The organism is Acinetobacter sp. ANC 3929, from assembly GCF_000369405.1.
GTDB lineage: Bacteria > Pseudomonadota > Gammaproteobacteria > Pseudomonadales > Moraxellaceae > Acinetobacter.
In genome coordinates, this window is record NZ_KB849999.1 from 800,289 (window position 1) to 816,277 (window position 15,989).

At 40.2% G+C, this 15,989-nt stretch carries 14 protein-coding genes; 5 read left to right on the forward strand and 9 right to left on the reverse strand.

Annotation, left to right across the window (positions count from 1 at the left end):
• Together F909_RS09195 and F909_RS09190 are read right to left on the reverse strand one after the other, a co-directional pair.
• A complete protein-coding gene (locus F909_RS09195; RefSeq protein WP_032877974.1) occupies nucleotides 1–1,815 on the reverse strand; it encodes an ABC transporter substrate-binding protein in 1,815 nt (604 codons plus the stop codon).
• A gap of 14 nt (nucleotides 1,816–1,829) precedes the next feature.
• On the reverse strand, nucleotides 1,830–3,614 hold the full coding sequence (locus F909_RS09190; RefSeq protein ID WP_005151085.1) for an ABC transporter substrate-binding protein: 1,785 nt from the start codon (nucleotides 3,612–3,614) through the stop codon (nucleotides 1,830–1,832).
• Between the two features lie 657 nt (nucleotides 3,615–4,271).
• Between F909_RS09190 and F909_RS09185 the strand changes: the two genes are divergently transcribed.
• The 5 genes from F909_RS09185 to F909_RS09165 all read left to right on the forward strand — a co-directional run bounded on the left by F909_RS09185 (nucleotide 4,272) and on the right by F909_RS09165 (nucleotide 9,650).
• The gene (locus F909_RS09185; protein ID WP_005151090.1) at nucleotides 4,272–6,995 is read left to right on the forward strand and encodes a TonB-dependent receptor; all 2,724 of its coding nucleotides are present in this window, start codon (nucleotides 4,272–4,274) and stop codon (nucleotides 6,993–6,995) included.
• 153 nt (nucleotides 6,996–7,148) lie between these two features.
• Complete coding sequence (locus tag F909_RS09180) at nucleotides 7,149–7,856, forward strand: TonB family protein (protein WP_005151093.1); 708 nt, start codon at nucleotides 7,149–7,151, stop codon at nucleotides 7,854–7,856.
• A gap of 40 nt (nucleotides 7,857–7,896) precedes the next feature.
• Complete coding sequence (locus F909_RS09175; protein ID WP_005151094.1) at nucleotides 7,897–8,775, forward strand: MotA/TolQ/ExbB proton channel family protein; 879 nt, start codon at nucleotides 7,897–7,899, stop codon at nucleotides 8,773–8,775.
• Between the two features lie 11 nt (nucleotides 8,776–8,786).
• Complete coding sequence (locus tag F909_RS09170; protein WP_005151095.1) at nucleotides 8,787–9,215, forward strand: ExbD/TolR family protein; 429 nt, start codon at nucleotides 8,787–8,789, stop codon at nucleotides 9,213–9,215.
• Nucleotides 9,216–9,230: 15 nt separating this feature from the next.
• Nucleotides 9,231–9,650 (forward strand): ExbD/TolR family protein, encoded by a 420-nt coding sequence (locus tag F909_RS09165; RefSeq protein WP_005151098.1) that lies wholly within the window; start codon nucleotides 9,231–9,233, stop codon nucleotides 9,648–9,650.
• 75 nt (nucleotides 9,651–9,725) lie between these two features.
• Here F909_RS09165 and F909_RS09160 read toward each other — a convergent pair whose 3' ends face one another.
• The 7 genes from F909_RS09160 to F909_RS09130 form a co-directional block, all read right to left on the reverse strand.
• A complete protein-coding gene (locus tag F909_RS09160) occupies nucleotides 9,726–10,391 on the reverse strand; it encodes a hypothetical protein (RefSeq protein WP_005151100.1) in 666 nt (221 codons plus the stop codon).
• A 234-nt stretch (nucleotides 10,392–10,625) separates the two neighbouring features.
• Nucleotides 10,626–11,267: a dethiobiotin synthase gene (gene bioD / locus F909_RS09155; RefSeq protein ID WP_005151103.1), complete on the reverse strand. Its 642-nt coding sequence runs from the start codon at nucleotides 11,265–11,267 to the stop codon at nucleotides 10,626–10,628.
• A complete protein-coding gene (gene bioC / locus F909_RS09150) occupies nucleotides 11,264–12,016 on the reverse strand; it encodes a malonyl-ACP O-methyltransferase BioC (protein ID WP_005151104.1) in 753 nt (250 codons plus the stop codon). Before bioC ends, bioD begins: the two co-directional genes overlap by 4 nt.
• Nucleotides 12,013–13,167 carry an 8-amino-7-oxononanoate synthase gene (locus F909_RS09145; protein WP_005151105.1) on the reverse strand — a complete coding sequence of 385 codons (1,155 nt, stop codon included), beginning with the start codon at nucleotides 13,165–13,167 and terminating at the stop codon, nucleotides 12,013–12,015. Before F909_RS09145 ends, bioC begins: the two co-directional genes overlap by 4 nt.
• Nucleotides 13,154–14,449, reverse strand: coding sequence for an adenosylmethionine--8-amino-7-oxononanoate transaminase (bioA, locus tag F909_RS09140; RefSeq protein ID WP_005151106.1), 1,296 nt, complete (start codon nucleotides 14,447–14,449; stop codon nucleotides 13,154–13,156). The genes F909_RS09145 and bioA overlap by 14 nt, the downstream gene beginning before the upstream one ends.
• A gap of 327 nt (nucleotides 14,450–14,776) precedes the next feature.
• Nucleotides 14,777–15,499, reverse strand: a complete 723-nt coding sequence (locus F909_RS09135) for an alpha/beta hydrolase family protein (RefSeq protein WP_005151107.1) — start codon at nucleotides 15,497–15,499, stop codon at nucleotides 14,777–14,779.
• A gap of 16 nt (nucleotides 15,500–15,515) precedes the next feature.
• Nucleotides 15,516–15,872: a DUF6176 family protein gene (locus tag F909_RS09130; RefSeq protein WP_005151108.1), complete on the reverse strand. Its 357-nt coding sequence runs from the start codon at nucleotides 15,870–15,872 to the stop codon at nucleotides 15,516–15,518.
• Nucleotides 15,873–15,989 lie beyond the last annotated feature (117 nt).

Below are 15,989 nucleotides of genomic sequence, written 5' to 3' on the forward strand. Positions count from 1 at the left end.
TTATTTCTTATCTTGAATATCGATGTACATCCACTCTGCAGGCAGCACTGGATGCTTTTTATAGCCAATGACACGTGGTTGTACGACGACCGTACGGTAACGGGTAGACATAAATTGTACTGGCGAATAAAACTCTAAAAGACGTGACATTTTGCGATACAGCGCATCCCGCTCAGGTCCATCATCGAGTTTCTGAGATTGCTCATATAAGCGATCATATTCAGGTAATTTAAAACAGGTATGGTTGGTTGCATGAATATTGTTGCCATAGAACAACTGTACAAAATTGTCCGCATCAGGATAGTCTGCAATCCAAGCAGAGGCCTTAAACATAGTCTTACATTGCTTTTCTGCCTTTAAGCCTTCAGCAAATGGGACTGGTTTCGATACCATATTGATCTTGATATTGGTGAGATCTTTTTTCAGCAATTCTGCCATTTGCATACTACGGGCACTGCTGGTTGAAGGCATAAACTCAATCACCAACGGCTTACCATCAGGTAGAGTCCGCCAACCATCCTTGCCGACTTTATAATTGTAGCGATCCAATAAAAGATTGGCTGCCTTGACCGAATAAGGAATGCTGCTCTTATAATTTGGATCGTGTCCTGCTACACCAAACGGGATTGGAGATTCTAATTTTTGGGCATTACCTTTGGCCAAAATCGTAATAAATTTTTCTTTGGAAATGGCCATAGACATTGCACGGCGTAGTGCAATTTTGTCTTTACTGCGGCCACCGACTACGGGGTTTTGGATATTCCAATACAGATAATCAATCGATGGATCTAGGATTCGAGACAGTTGGATGCCCTTCTTGGCGAGTTCAGGTTTTAATGAACCATCCGCTTGCAATGCCTGTACTGGCAATTCCCCATCCAAGGTAAATAAGTCTAAGCCATCTTTTTGAAAAGATAGCCAACCCGATTGCGATTCCTCGATCACCTGAATATCGACCACACCCACCTGTGGCATTTTTTTGCCTTGCATCTGCTGCACGATTTTTTGGTCTTCTGGATTGCTGGCCTTAAAGTCCCATGTAAAACCACGATAATCTGGATTTGCTTTCAGAATAATGCGTGAACCTGGTGTCCAATGCGCAAGTACGTAAGGCCCTGTTCCAACTGGACGTCCCATTACATAACCGGCTTTATCTCGATAATGCTCAATCACTTCTCTTGCGACAGCACCAGTGGGTTGATGCGCCAAAAGCATTGGAAAATTATGATTCGGCTCTCTTAAACGAATCACCAAAGTATAGCGATCGGGTGTTTGTATGCCTGCAATTGGCTGATCGTAATTAAATTTCCCTGTTTTACCCGCCTGTTGAATCAATGGTTCAATCCCTACCAGCTTATCTTCAAATAACCAACTATTTGGTGAATGTAGATTGGGATCGATGAGACGTTTAAATGAATAAGCATAATCTGCTGCGGTGAGTTCTCTTGGCTTGCCCTTAAACACTGGATCAGGGGTGAAATAAATCCCTTTCTTGACCCGAATGGTATACGTCAAACCATCCGCACTGACTTCAGGTAAAGCAACGGCTGTTTTCGGAACCAGTTTTGCAGGTGAGGCCAAATAGTCATAGGTATAAAGTGTTTCAAAAATAGAATACAGCACATGTGCTGAATATAGATCTTGTGTGGCAACAGGATCAAAACCCGTTTCTGCCACAGGAAAAGCATAACGCAGCACTTTTTTCGGATCTGCTGGACTTTTCGCCTCTGCAACAGAGACTCCAAAACTTGTGGTTGCCCCCAGTAACAATGCCAAACCGTAAGGTGATATCGAAAATTTAAAATTTTGTTTCATCATACATGTATCACTTATTTTTCACTTGGTGAAACAATATCTAAGTATTGCCAATTGGTATTCATAATTGGATGTGCTTTAAAACCCTGAACTTCTGGTTGGATCAACCAGTTACGAATCCGTGTATCTTGCAAAATCCACGTTCCATCTGCTTCAATTTGGCGGCTCATTTTTTCATAGAAAGGTGTACGTTTTTCAGGTGGTTGCTGCATCGCCTGTTTATATAAATTGTCATAAGCAGCTGACTGATAACAGGATTGATTACCACGTCCAACATTCGGGCCATAGAGTAATTGCGTGAAGTTCTCACCCTCTGGATAATCCGCATGCCACGCACCGCTCCACATCATGTATTGACATTGCGTCGCTGCTTTTAAGTTATCGGCAAAATTACTGATTTTAAAATCAGCCCGAATGCCTATCGCATCCAAGCTTTTTTTCCAAAGCTCTGAAGATATCACCTTCGCAGAGCCTGTTTCTGTATTGATTTTTAAAGTTAGAGGCTTGCCATTTGGTAGATTGCGATAGCCATCCACTCCTTTTTTATACCCAAAATGATCGAGTAATTTGTTGGCTAAAACTGGATTGTAACCAATACTGCTACGATAATTCGGATTATGTCCACTGATACCATCTGGCACCAGCATTTCAGCTTTAACTGCCTGTCCTTTTCTTAAAATACGAATATACTCATTGACATTAAAAGACATTGCGATTGCGCGTCTTAACGCAATTTTATCCAGACTATTACCACCAACGACAGGATCACGCATATTCAACATGGAATAGGTAATCTCCGCCTCTTTATTGGCGTAGAGTCGTATGCCCTGCTTTTGCATCGCTGCTTTTAACTGGTTATTTGGGTCGAGCACTTTAGGAATTGCATTATCTGTCACTTTGTCAAAATCAAGCTGTTTAGACTGAAAAGCGAGCCAACGTGATTGTTCTTCTTCAATAATGCTGATATTGACCTTGCCAATTTGTGGCATTTGCTTGCCACTCATTTCTTTGACGAGTTGATTATCCCACGCAGTGCCTGTCGATTTAAAATTCCAGACAAAACCACGATAATCAGGATTGGCAACCAGTTCGATCTTACTGCGGGGTACATATTTACTCAGCATGTATGGCCCTGTACCCACAGGATGCATCGCTAAACGATCTTTATAGTATTCAACTACTTCTCGCGCTGTCGCACCAAAAGTACTGTACGCCAAAATATAGGAAAAATTGTAATCAGGTTGTGTCAGCGTAAATTGAATTGTATATTTATCCAATGCCTTGATTCCTGCAATCTGGGCATCGTAGTTAAAGGTTCCTGTTTTTTTGGCTTGATCAACCAGTGCATTTGCACCCACAATTTTATTATCAATAAAAGAAAATGATGACGCATGATTTTTAGGGTCTAATATTCGCTTAATGGAATAAACATAATCCTCTGCAACCAATTCTCTGCGCTTGCCTTTAAAAGCAGGATCATCGGTAAAATAAATACCTGGCTTTATTTTAAATATATAAACCTGCCCATTTTTCTCAATCACAGGAAGGCTTTCTGCTGTCGATGGAACCAATTTTACTGGGTTAGCGAGATAATCATATTGAAGTAATCTTTCAAAAATCACATCGGCTACATTCCCGCTGTAAAAATTAAAAGTTTTAACCATATCAAAACCATCATCTGGAGCTTCAAAAGCAACATGGAGTACTTTATTTGCCTGAGCAGGCGTTTTTGCATACCCCATCGGCATAAATGCAATAACGGTTGATAATACAGTGACCGTAAAAAAAGTTGACTTCAAATCAATGCTCACATTATCGTTTTTTAATAAATACTAGACTTTCGCATAGCATTCAACACTACAACCGTTTCCCTTTCAGCGTTACTTATTCCAATTTTTTATCAAAAAATCATTTATTTAATGATGTTTTACCAGTTGGAAAAATTAAGTCAAAAGAAAAACCCCTTAAATACCGAAAATTACCTAGCGAATTTCATGCCACTTTTCAAATAAAAAAATTAGTCTATTTTTTGATCAAAAAATATTTCAAGCAGACTAAATTTTCACGCATCTTAAATAAAAGTAACTTTATGCCAAATCATATTTTTATATATTATTTTCTATTTCAATGAAATAAAAATAACAAACCTAATGTTTTATAGCAGTAAAAGACTTTATGCACCATAAAAAAGCAAAAATAAAACTTTATGATTCATTTTAATGCACTGCAAAACAATGCATTATTTGGAACTTTATGGTAACCAACAAAAATTTAAAATTATTTCATTTTTTTAATATTTAGTAAAAATATGAAAAGCTTATATATAAAAACTAAAACACTTTTACATAATTTAATCTACATTAAGCGAAATCTAAAAATAGGGTTTGGCACAGCTCTTGCTAAAACGGATTTATTGAATTTTTAGAGTGGCAATCCATTTAGGGGTTAAATAATCAATGAAAAAAGCCAACTTCGCTCAACCAACTGCTCTGCCAAAAGCGGGCAAAACCATACTCAAACTCAGTACGCTTAGTTTAAGTATGTTGTGTTTAACCATGGCTCACGCTGCTGAGGCCGAGTCACCATCAGAGGAAAAAGCAGCCAAAGTCGTAAAAGTTGCAGTTACAGGTTCTTCCATTAAAGGCGTTGCGGCCCAGAGTGCCTCACCCATTACCATTGTCAAAGTAGACGAAATTCTGAAACAAGGGATCACAACCACAGAAGAAGCACTAACTAAAATTACTGCTAACCAAGCTGGATTTACCACTTCTCAGAATGTTGGTCGAGGTAACACTTCCGGTGCAACAGCAAATTTACGTGGTGTTGGCGAAAATAAAACATTGATTCTACTCAATGGACGTCGTTTGGCAGCCAATGCATTTGATAGTGGTGTGACCAACTTAAATATTATTCCACTTGCCATGCTGGAACGTATTGAGATTGTCCGCGATGGCGCATCTGCAATTTACGGTACTGATGCCATCGGTGGTGTTATCAATTTTATTACTAAAAAACAATTCACAGGACTGAATATTAGTGGTGGATTAACCCAGCCTGAGCAAAAAGGGGGGGATACTCAAGATGTGAGTATTTTCGGTGGTTATGGTGATCTAGAAGACAATGGTTTTAATGTTTTCGGTGTTATCGATTACCGTCGTTCCAACGATATTATGGCCAAAGACCGCAAACTGAGTGCCAAAGGAAGTTTAATTCCTGAGATTGGCTTAGATGCACGTAGTACAGGTTCATTCCCTGCTAACTTCTATGATCCAACCAGTAAAATTGGCGGCAATCCTTATGCTGCTTCCAATTGTGGAGGCTATGAAGGTACCTCTTCTGAAGATGGCGTATGCTTATTAAACACTCAACGTTTAATTGGTATTGTTCCTGAAACTGAAGATATTTCAGCGATGGGACGTCTTACTTATAAATTGAATGATAGCTTCAATGCGATTGGTGAATATGTCTACGCAAAAAATAAAGTAACGTCTGCAATTGCTCCCGATGTCTATAATGGCAATAACAAAGTAACTATCAGCAACACTAGTAAATATTATCCAGGTAAAGGCATTGTCCCAAATGTCACAGGTATTAGCGGAGACCCATTACAACTCTCTTTGCGTTCTCAAGCAGGTAATCGAATCAGTGAATCGGAAAATGAATCACATCGTTTATTTGCTGGAATTGAAGGTGAAGCGGCAGGTTGGGACATTAATGCAGGTATTACTTATGCACAAAGTAAAGCATCAGATAGCGCATTAGGCGGTTATTTAGATAAAGCAGCTGTACAATCTGCTTTAGATAATGGCAAATTAAATCCATTTGGGCCTCAAGCAGCTGGAGATGACCCTGAGATTTGGAATAAACTCTCTCTTTCAGGTAAATACAATACTGCTAAATTAGAATCAACAACTGCAGATTTCACTGTAAGTCGTCCAATCTATACTCTCCCTGCTGGTGATGTTGGTTTTGCCTTTGGTGGTAGTTTCCGTCATGACAAATGGAATTCAGACGTAAATTCAGAACTTGCCGAACGACTTCCAAGCGTTGGTGCAGATCCAGATAATCCTAGCCAAGAAGGCAAACGTGATATTAGCTCAGCATTTACAGAGTTCCATATCCCACTACATAAAACTTTAGAAGCACAAATTGCCGCTCGTTATGATAACTATAGTGATGTAGGTAGCACCGTTAATCCTAAAATTGCTTTACGTTGGGAACCGATTAAACAATTAATGTTCCGAACCTCTTACAGTACAGGCTTCCGCGCTCCAACACTTTATGAAATTAATAAAAGTAATAGTAGAACACTCGCACCTGTCAGCGATGATCCTGTGCTATGCCCAAATGGGGTACCAAATGCACAATTAGGTGGAGTAAAAGCTCGGGACTGTGGTCAACAATTTGATCGTATGCAAGGGGGGAATAAAAGCTTAGAACCAGAAAAATCAACTTCTATTACAGCTGGTTTCGTATTAGAACCAATCAAGAATCTTGTGTTTTCTCTAGATTACTACAATGTTGAAATCAGAAATCAAATTTCTGCACTTGATTCTGCTGCCATTTTTGCTGATCCAAACAAGTACCAAGACAAATTCGTACGTAAGACAGATGGTTCAATCGACTATGTCATCACAACCATGCAAAACATGGGAAATATTAAAACAGAAGGTATTGACCTTGGTTTGAATTATCTAACTCCTGTAACCTCTACTGGTCGATTTGGTTTTGGTATTGATGGAACCTATATCACGAAATACGATTACCAAACCGAGAAAGATGGTGAATGGTTTAGCAACCTAGGGGCGTATAAAGATAATAGCCCGATCAGTAATGGTGGGCCAACGATTCGCTGGAAGCATGTTGCAAACCTAAATTGGTACTACGAAAATTGGTCTCTGAACTTCCAGCAACAATTCACAAGTGGGTACAAAGATCAAAACTCTGACAATCTCGCCGATGGCTATAAGAATCATCGCGTAAGTGACTATACCGTTTATAACGTTTCTGGGACTTACAAAGGTTTTAAAAACCTAGATTTAACACTTGGTATTAAAAACCTGTTTGATGAAGATCCAACGGTTTCCAATACAGTCACTAACTTCCAGTATGGTTATGACCCTCGCTTCAGCGATCCAACTGGTCGTACCTACTTCGCCCGCGGTACTTATAAATTTTAATGTGTTTCGCCACTACGACATGATGTTCCTTCTGTCGTAGTGGTTTACCGTAATCTTCTGATTCATCAAAAATTAAAGCGGTCAGGATCAATTTTAAATTGGTTCCATCCTCCAAACGACGATGAATCCATGATTACAATTTCAGGAGTAATTATGGGCATACCCTTTTCTGAGAATGAAAATCAACCTGCCAAACGCCTTGTCGGTATTGGTCTGGTGTTATTTCTACATCTCATTATCGCCTATATTCTGATGACAAGTTTAGCGACTGACTTTACCAAGCCTGTCGATAAGCCTGTAGAACTACAGATTATTCAGGACATCAAACCACCACCGCCTCCAAAGCCTGAGGAACCTAAAGAAAAGCCGCTAGAGCCACCGAAAATGGTCGAAAAAGTAGCCAAGATGCCTGACCCACCTAAACAGGTGGAGAAAGTCACACCTGTGCAAAAACCAGCACCTGCTCAACCCACCAAAACAGCAGTTGCAACGCCGACACCTACCCCGGCAGCAGCAAGCCCGAGTCCCGTTGCTGCTCCAACAGCGCCTGCCGCACCTGCGGCTCCAGCTAAACCAGCAGGAATTTCACGCGGTGTTTCAGAAGGTGAGGCAGGTTGTCAAAAACCTGAATATCCACGTGAAGCCTTGATGAATGAAGAAGAAGGCACTGTGCGTATTCGTGTACTGGTTGATGGTTCAGGCAAAGTCATTGACTCAAAAGTTAAAAAATCGAGTGGCAGTAAAAGCTTAGATAAAGCAGCGATTAAAGCTTATAGCCTGTGTACTTTTAAAGCAGCGATGAAAGACGGTGTACCACAACAAGAATGGTACGAAATCGAATATCCATTCACGATTTCCTAAATAAATGCATTGAACAAACAAATTTTTGGAGAATTTAAAGATGACAAACACAGCAAAACGTATTTCTCGAATCGCAGCAATTGGCCTCATCGCAGGTAGTACCTTACTTCCAGTTGCAACAGTCTGGGCAGATGAAACCACGCAAACCACAGCAGTAACGACTGTAGCGACTGATGCCGCAGCAGCACAAGCAGCACCAACCCCGCCACCATTACCTGCAACAGTTGAAAAAGTACACAACCCTTATGGTTTAGAAGCGCTCTGGCGTGAAGGTGATTTAGTTGCAAAATCAACCCTATTTATCTTAGTGCTAATGTCGATTGGCACTTGGTACATCATTCTGTCTAAAGTCTTTCAGCAAAGTAAAATCAAACGTCATGCCACTGAAGCGGAACGTAATTTCTGGGAAGCGGAATCTTTAAATAGTGCAGCCGACAGCTTAAATGCAAACAGTAGCTATCGTTATATTGCAGAAAAAGGCATTCGCTCAACCAAACACCATGATGGCACTTTACTAGAACGTATTGATTTCAATACATGGGTGACCATTTCAATTCAACGTGCCATTGAAAAAGTACAAAGTCATCTCAGTAATGGCCTAGCCTTCCTTGCAACAGTCGGTTCAACAGCACCATTTGTTGGCTTATTCGGAACGGTTTGGGGAATTTATCATGCCCTTACTGCAATTGGTATTTCAGGCCAAGCGTCAATTGATAAAGTGGCTGGCCCTGTGGGTGAAGCCTTGATTATGACAGCGATTGGTCTTGCGGTCGCAGTACCTGCTGTATTGGGCTATAACTGGTTAACTCGACGGAATAAAGCCGTGATGGACAATGTTCGTTCATTTGGTTCAGATCTACACGCAGTCTTACTCAGCGGTGACTTAAACGGCAACCACCCAAACCGTGATTCTAAATAAGGAACATCATTATGGGCATGATGATTAATTCAGATCAAAGTGATGATGATGTCATTGGGACGATTAACACGACACCGTTAGTCGACATCATGCTGGTACTGCTGATTATCTTTTTAATCACAGTTCCAGTGGTCACGCATACGGTTCCCGTAAAACTACCTGAAGAAAAAAATACACCTTATGCCACGACACCACAGAATATTCAGCTCTCTGTGAATAAAACAGGCGATATTTTCTGGAATGAACAACATGTTGCAAATAAAGAAACTTTACTTGCTCGTTTACAAGCTGAAGCGCAAAAACGTCCGCAGCCTGAAGTTCATATTCGTGGCGATCAACTGACTCATTATGAAGCGATTGATCAAGTGATTAGTACAACTCAGCAAGCGGGTATTGGCAAAATTGCATTTGTCACCACTCCGCCTGCGACTTCGCCATAACAGGAGGAATCACACATGGGTATGAATGTGGGTTCAAAAAATGATGAAGAAGATGTGATGCTCGACGTCAACATGACACCACTGATTGACGTCATGCTGGTGTTGTTGATTATGTTCATTATCACTATCCCGATTCCGAATAATGCCATTAACATCAACTTACCGAATGGCGCGCCACCGCCACCAACTGATCAGAAACCACCAGAAACGATCAACCTGCGTGTCGATGCACAAGGACATATTTTCTGGAATGATCAAGCCGTTGCAGACCGTCAGGCACTCAAAGTTTTATTCGAATCTGTAGCTCAAAAAGCTGATCAAGATCAAATTAAATTTAAGCCTGATGCACAAGCGGAGTATAAAAATATCGCGATGGTCATGGCGCTGGCTCAACAAACCAATGTCACTAAAATCGGCATTGTCAGTAATAACTAAAAAACGAGAACAATAAATTAAATCCAATAACAACTAACTTACTCCTGCGCTAACAAGTTCGCTTGTTAGCTTTTTTTATTTTATTTCAGTGATCACTATAGGAATCAACTTGCTGCTTACTTTATAGCCTTGGGGTTTATTATTACAGGCATTCCCTGTGACTGTAGTCTGAACAACATAAGGGGCATAAGGCATGACATTTAAATAGCCCGAATTATCACGACCCGTTCGGCAATCCTCTGCACCTAATTTGTCATCATAGCGCCCTTCATAGGAAGATTCTTCGACCTCTGCAATCAGCTTACTCGTCCATTGATTTAAATAAACCAGACTTTTACTCGACTCAACAGTCCCCTGTCCTGAACCTGCACTTTCAATTTCTACCAGTTGAATCGGTTTACCTTTATAAACAGTGGAATGTACTGTGAAGCTATTCGATTGACCGCCAAACTCTTTTAAGATTCGCGCCTGCTTTAATTTTGGCCGGGTTAGCACATAACCAGCCCAAAAGTTACGTCCCGCATTTTCAAAACTTACACCCGATAGATAAGCTTCCTCTCCCGAGATCAGCTTTACTGCTTCGGTAGAATCGATCTGAATGGCTTGAGGTGGACTGGCATTTGAATCTTGAAAGTTAGTAATCCAACTCATAATGGTCTTATCGCTAGGTGTGACAGCATGAGTTGGCGAGACTAGACCTGACAGGCAGAGGGTTATAAAAATAAAATTCTTTTTATTCATTGTTAGTCACCTTAAATTTATTAGTTAAATCGCTTCCAAAATCTATTCGCTATCGTGACGGCGGCATGGATGCTACCCGTAGGGATGCGTTATAAGGATATACCGTCAACCCTACAAAGGATTTTTGTTACTTTTCATCCCTGAAAAGTAAGATCATGTGGTATTCATTAGAGAAACTCGGGAAGACACTGCGGTTCCTCTTATTGAATAAGATTCTAAACTTAATGAATTAAATTAGAATTTTTCCAATTCAATCCATTGCGCATCAGGAAAATGCTTTGCTAAATAAGCTTTTAAATAATCAGCCGTATCTTTTGAAATAAGTGGGTCTTTCGACTCATCCTTTAAGTTATACACCAAAGCATGCAAACTCAAACCACGCTGTTTTAAAGCCTCTAAACTCAATAAAGTATGATTAATACTACCCAAACGTCCAGAAGTCACTAAAATCACAGGAAATTGATGCTGCACAATATAATCAATGGTCAATAGTTCAGTGGTCAAAGGCACCATCAAACCACCCGCACCTTCCAAAAGTACCACATCAAAACGCTGGGCAAGTTGTTTAGTCGCAGCTTCAATCTTGGCAAAATCTAAATCTCGCCCATCCAGACGCGTTGCTAAATGGGGTGAGGCTGGATATGTAAAAATTTCAGGCATAGTCAGTTTGTCATGGTCTTCCTGAAACCAGCCACTGCCCATAATTTCACGATGCTTTTCAATATCTTCTGAGATATCTACATTCCCTGTTTGCACCAACTTCTGGGTAATCACACATTGACCTTGTTCGGTCCAAAGCTTGGCAAGATAACCTGTGGCATAAGTTTTACCAATCTCAGTATCAATACCACTGACAAAATAAATTGCTGCACTCATGCTGCTGTCCTCGCGATCACATAAATCGGATGATAAGTCAGACGAAAACCCTGCTCATCATGAAACTGTTCATAATCTGCATAAAACCGTTGTAAAGATTGCTTAGTCCAACGGTGTGACTTTGCAGTTGCCGTCACGCCAGTCGCCTTTAAATGCTGCAATATCAATTTCGGATGATCAAAATAACGCTGCTTATGATCTTGGTGTATGAACAGCACTTCAAAACCTTGTTGTTCAAGCTGCTGTTGCAAACTATCCAAATCGACATAATTTAACCCCTGTCCTGTTAACTGCTTAATTTCGGTTAAATTGTCAGGACCAAAGCTAGAAAAACAAAAATAGGCATTTGGTTTTAACGCAAAATGAATCCGTTGTAATAAAGCAGGCAAATCAATCATCCACTGTAATGCTGAACTTGAGATCACCGCATCTAATCCACTAGGTAATTCAAGCTGTTCAATATCACCGATCAACCAATTGATCTTGTCGACGCTTAAAAAATGCTGCTCTACATCTGCATATAAATCATTTAAAAATAGTTGCTCAACTTGAAAATGAGACTGAAACAGATGGGTTAAATTGCCTGAACCGCAGCCAATCTCAAGCACAGAGGCTAAGGATTGTGGACAATAGACTTTGATATATTCAAATAGCTGTACACTAATCTGCTTTTGTATGACCGCATGCTCAACATAGCTTTGCCCTGCTTTGGCGAAACGCTGCGCAACCAGTGCTTTATTAATGCTCACAAACACTCCACCAATTGTTCCAATTCATTTTTTTGCACCATAGATGTCAACGAGATACGTAAGCGTGAACTATTCTGTGGCACGGTTGGTGGACGTACGGGCATAGCATAAAAACCCTGTTGCTGTACAAAGCGTGCTTTTTCAATTGCTGTTTGGCTTTCCCCAAGAATAATCGGAATAATATGACTACTCGACGGGCTTGAAAAACCTTTTGCAATCACCGCCTGCTGTAAATACTGACTCATTTCAGCCAAATACTGGCGCTGTTGTTGCATATTCAAAACTTTGTTAAAGATAAAATCAGACCATGCCATCGAAATTGGGGGCAATGCAGTACTGAAAATCAATGGTCGCATTTTATTGATGAGATAATCACGGATGATTGAATCACAAATAATATAGCCACCCACAGACGCAATCGCCTTACCAAAGGTTCCAACCAAGAAATCGATCTGATCCAGCACCCCATATTGCTCGGCACAACCCAGACCTTGCTCTCCTCTTACGCCAATGGCATGCGCTTCATCAACATACAACATGGTTTTGGAAAAGCGTTGTTTTAGCTGAGCCAATGCAGCTAAATCTGTCTCATCGCCATCCATACTAAAAATACTTTCAGTCACCACAATAATGCGTTCAATTTGCTCATCTTGATGATACTTCTGCAATATTTGTTCCAGATGCTGCAAATCATTATGTCGATAACGCACATATTGAGCGGTTGATAACCGAATCCCATCAATCATACTGGCATGTACCAATTTATCAGCCAGAATCACAGTTTTACTATCCGCCAAAGCAGGTAAGATGCCGATATTCATGTGGTAACCGCTATTAAAAAGTAAGGCAGCACGACCAAATGATTTACTTAGGCTATTTTCAAATTGTTCATATTCTGCAAAATTACCAGTCAGTAAGCGCGATGACGATGAACTAAACAATACACGTTCGATTTTCAATGTATCGAGAAATTCTTCTCTTAAACTTAAATCAGCGGCTAAGCCCAAATAATCATTGGATGCCAAATTCAACATGGTCCGATCTTGGATCGTAATCCATTTTCCCTGCTGTTGATTTGAAGTAAATTGACGAAAATTCCCTTGTTGTTTGAGCTGGTCAAGTTGCTCGGCATAATGATCAAGCAAGGACATTGGCATTGACTCCCTGCATGCTTTTCACTACTTCAATCAGCTGTGTTAATAAATAGTTCAATTCATCGTCGCTAATCACATACGGCGGCATCACATAGACCAATTTTCCAAATGGCCGTACCCAGATCCCGCGTTCCACAAACTGCTGTTGTAAGGTTTTCATATCAACATTTGTGGTTAATTCAACTACACCAATTGCCCCTAAAACCCGTACATCAGCGACATGATCAAGCTGAGCTAAATCTATTAATTGTTCAATCAGAATCTTTTCAATCCGTTGAATATTGGCTTGCCAGTCTTGCTCAACCAATAATTGGGTACTTCTCAAGGCAACCGCACAAGCCAATGGATTCGCCATAAAGGTTGGGCCGTGCATAAATACACCTGCTTCGCCACGACTAATGGTTTCAGCCACTTGTTTGGTAGTTAATGTCGCAGACAAAGTCATATAACCACCTGTTAAACCTTTACCGATACACATAATATCGGGTTCAACTTGTGCATGTTCCCAAGCAAACATTTTACCTGTACGCCCAAAACCTGTTGCGATCTCATCAAAGATCAACAATAGATTATATTGCTCACACAAAACTTTGGCTTGACGTAAATATTCAGGATGATAAAAACGCATGCCGCCCGCACCCTGTACAATCGGCTCAATAATCAGTGCAGCAATACTGTGATGATGCTGTTCAATCTGTTGCTTGAGTTCCTGAATATCTTGAGGGTTCCACTCGCCATCAAAACGGCTTTGGGGCGCGGGAACAAAAAATCGATTTGGTAAACTCGTGCCAAAAATCTGATGCATCCCCGTGACTGGATCGCACACAGACATCGCATTCCAGGTATCCCCATGATAACCAGAACGAGTAGTAATAAAATTGGTTTTCTCTGGTTGATTCAATGCAACCCAATATTGCACTGCCATTTTTAAGGCCACTTCTACTGAAACAGAGCCTGAATCTGCGTAAAAAATCTTATCTAAACTTGGTGGTGTTATTTTTAATAATAATTTGCCTAATTCAATCGCAGGTTCATGGGTCAAACCACCGAACATGATATGCGCCATGTTCTGTAATTGATTTGAAACCGCTTGGTTCAGTTCAGGATGGTTATAGCCATGAATTGCACACCACCATGACGACATACCATCAACTAAAGTTCGCCCATCTTCCAGTTCGATGGTCGCACCATAGGCACGTTTGACTTTAAAGGTTGGCAGAGGATTTAACATCGAAGTATAAGGATGCCATAGATGTTCTAAATCAAATAAATCGGTCATCCTTTACCTCATTTGTTGCTATTTCAAAATTTACCATTGGCCTGATCACACTTTTCGATACTCGGAAATGTCATCTGCGACCTGCGTGGTATAAATAAAATACAAGGCTTCGTACACTTGATCAAAAGAAAAAAATGAAAGAAGTGAACAGGTTTTGCAGATGACAAATGGTTTTGCCTACTTTTCCCGAAAGAAAAGTAGGTCGCCGAAGGCATATCCTGAAAATGGATGAGAACTCGGCACGATTCCGTTAGATCTATAAAATAGGTTTATCTTAAACTTGTCAAAATCTAAAATAAATTGCGAGAACTCTCAATTCAAGCAAGATTAAACCCTCTCACACAGAAAATCCTCAATTATTTGCACAGTCTGCTCAACCATAAAGCACGGAAAACCATGTGAAGCACCTTCAACGGAAACGATAGATAAATTCTTTGCAGATAAATCCTGAATATTCTGCATAACTTGGTAAGGAACTAGAGCATCATGCTCCGCAAACACATGTAATTGTCCACCCTGATAATTCTTATACATCTCAACCAAGTTTAATTGTTCTAACAACTGTAAACCTTGCTTTAATAGTGCAATCGGTTGCGGGCGAATCAATTGTTGCATGGCTAAGAAATCTTTTTTTGCCGAACTTGCACCTTGACATACCAGTAAGCCAAATCGTTTTAGCGTAGTAATCGCATCCTGTTCAAATGACTGCTTAAACTGCATAAAGGTTTCTACAGACATTGCTGTCGACCAATCCGATTGAACAACAAAACAGGGATTTGAAGCGAAAGTGATTAAAACTTTCTGTTGAGCATATTGTTGTTGTATTTGATTGACCAAAATTGTTGCCAGTTGTCCACCAAGCGACCATCCGATAATCACATCAAACTTCACTGCACGTTCAACATACTGTTGTAAAACGTCATCATCCAACGCATTAAAAATATCAATCCGCTCAACAACATGTCCTTGTTGTTCTAAAGCCTCATGCAGCGGTTTTAATAATTGAGCACCACCGCCCCATCCCGTAATCAGTAAAATCTTATGTTCCACGCTTTTACCTAATTATTCACACTTGCCCCGAAGTATAACCTGTTTCTTTCTCATCATTATTTTCCAAATCAATCAATAATTTTGCTGGAATTATTTGTTCCCAATGCTGCTTAAACTGTTGGTGAACTTTATCAATTTCAAAGGAACTATTTCTTGCCATCTGTTTTGCCTGAGCAATATCTTTAGCGCGCGTATAAGCAAGCAAATAATTTTCATCATTCAATTCAAGTTGAAACCAAGATTCCACTTTCACACCTTCAGCTTGAAGCGTTTGAATTGCTTCCGCTTTACGTCGCTCAATTTCTTGCTGCCAAGCCTCGACCTCAGTCTGCCTATTTGTTTTTAATTTAATGAGAACCGCGCCAACATCCATTGATTTACCTTTTCTTTTTTTAAATCACTCTTCAATTTAAATATATAAAGCAGATCAAAATTCTGTAAAGAATTTTCTAACACATTCAATTTCTAAATTTGCTAAAGTATGTGGTAT

Bases quoted from the DNA above. Each gene is read 5' to 3' on its own strand.
- F909_RS09180 (WP_005151093.1), top strand. From the start codon at position 7,149: ATGGGCATACCCTTTTCTGAGAATGAAAATCAACCTGCCAAACGCCTT.
- F909_RS09175 (WP_005151094.1), top strand. From the start codon at position 7,897: ATGACAAACACAGCAAAACGTATTTCTCGAATCGCAGCAATTGGCCTC.
- F909_RS09165 (WP_005151098.1), top strand. From the start codon at position 9,231: ATGGGTATGAATGTGGGTTCAAAAAATGATGAAGAAGATGTGATGCTC.
- F909_RS09145 (WP_005151105.1), bottom strand. From the start codon at position 13,167: ATGTCCTTGCTTGATCATTATGCCGAGCAACTTGACCAGCTCAAACAA.
- F909_RS09130 (WP_005151108.1), bottom strand. From the start codon at position 15,872: ATGGATGTTGGCGCGGTTCTCATTAAATTAAAAACAAATAGGCAGACT.
- bioA (WP_005151106.1), bottom strand. From the start codon at position 14,449: ATGACCGATTTATTTGATTTAGAACATCTATGGCATCCTTATACTTCG.
- F909_RS09170 (WP_005151095.1), top strand. From the start codon at position 8,787: ATGGGCATGATGATTAATTCAGATCAAAGTGATGATGATGTCATTGGG.
- F909_RS09195 (WP_032877974.1), bottom strand. From the start codon at position 1,815: ATGAAACAAAATTTTAAATTTTCGATATCACCTTACGGTTTGGCATTG.
- F909_RS09185 (WP_005151090.1), top strand. From the start codon at position 4,272: ATGAAAAAAGCCAACTTCGCTCAACCAACTGCTCTGCCAAAAGCGGGC.
- bioD (WP_005151103.1), bottom strand. From the start codon at position 11,267: ATGAGTGCAGCAATTTATTTTGTCAGTGGTATTGATACTGAGATTGGT.
- F909_RS09160 (WP_005151100.1), bottom strand. From the start codon at position 10,391: ATGAATAAAAAGAATTTTATTTTTATAACCCTCTGCCTGTCAGGTCTA.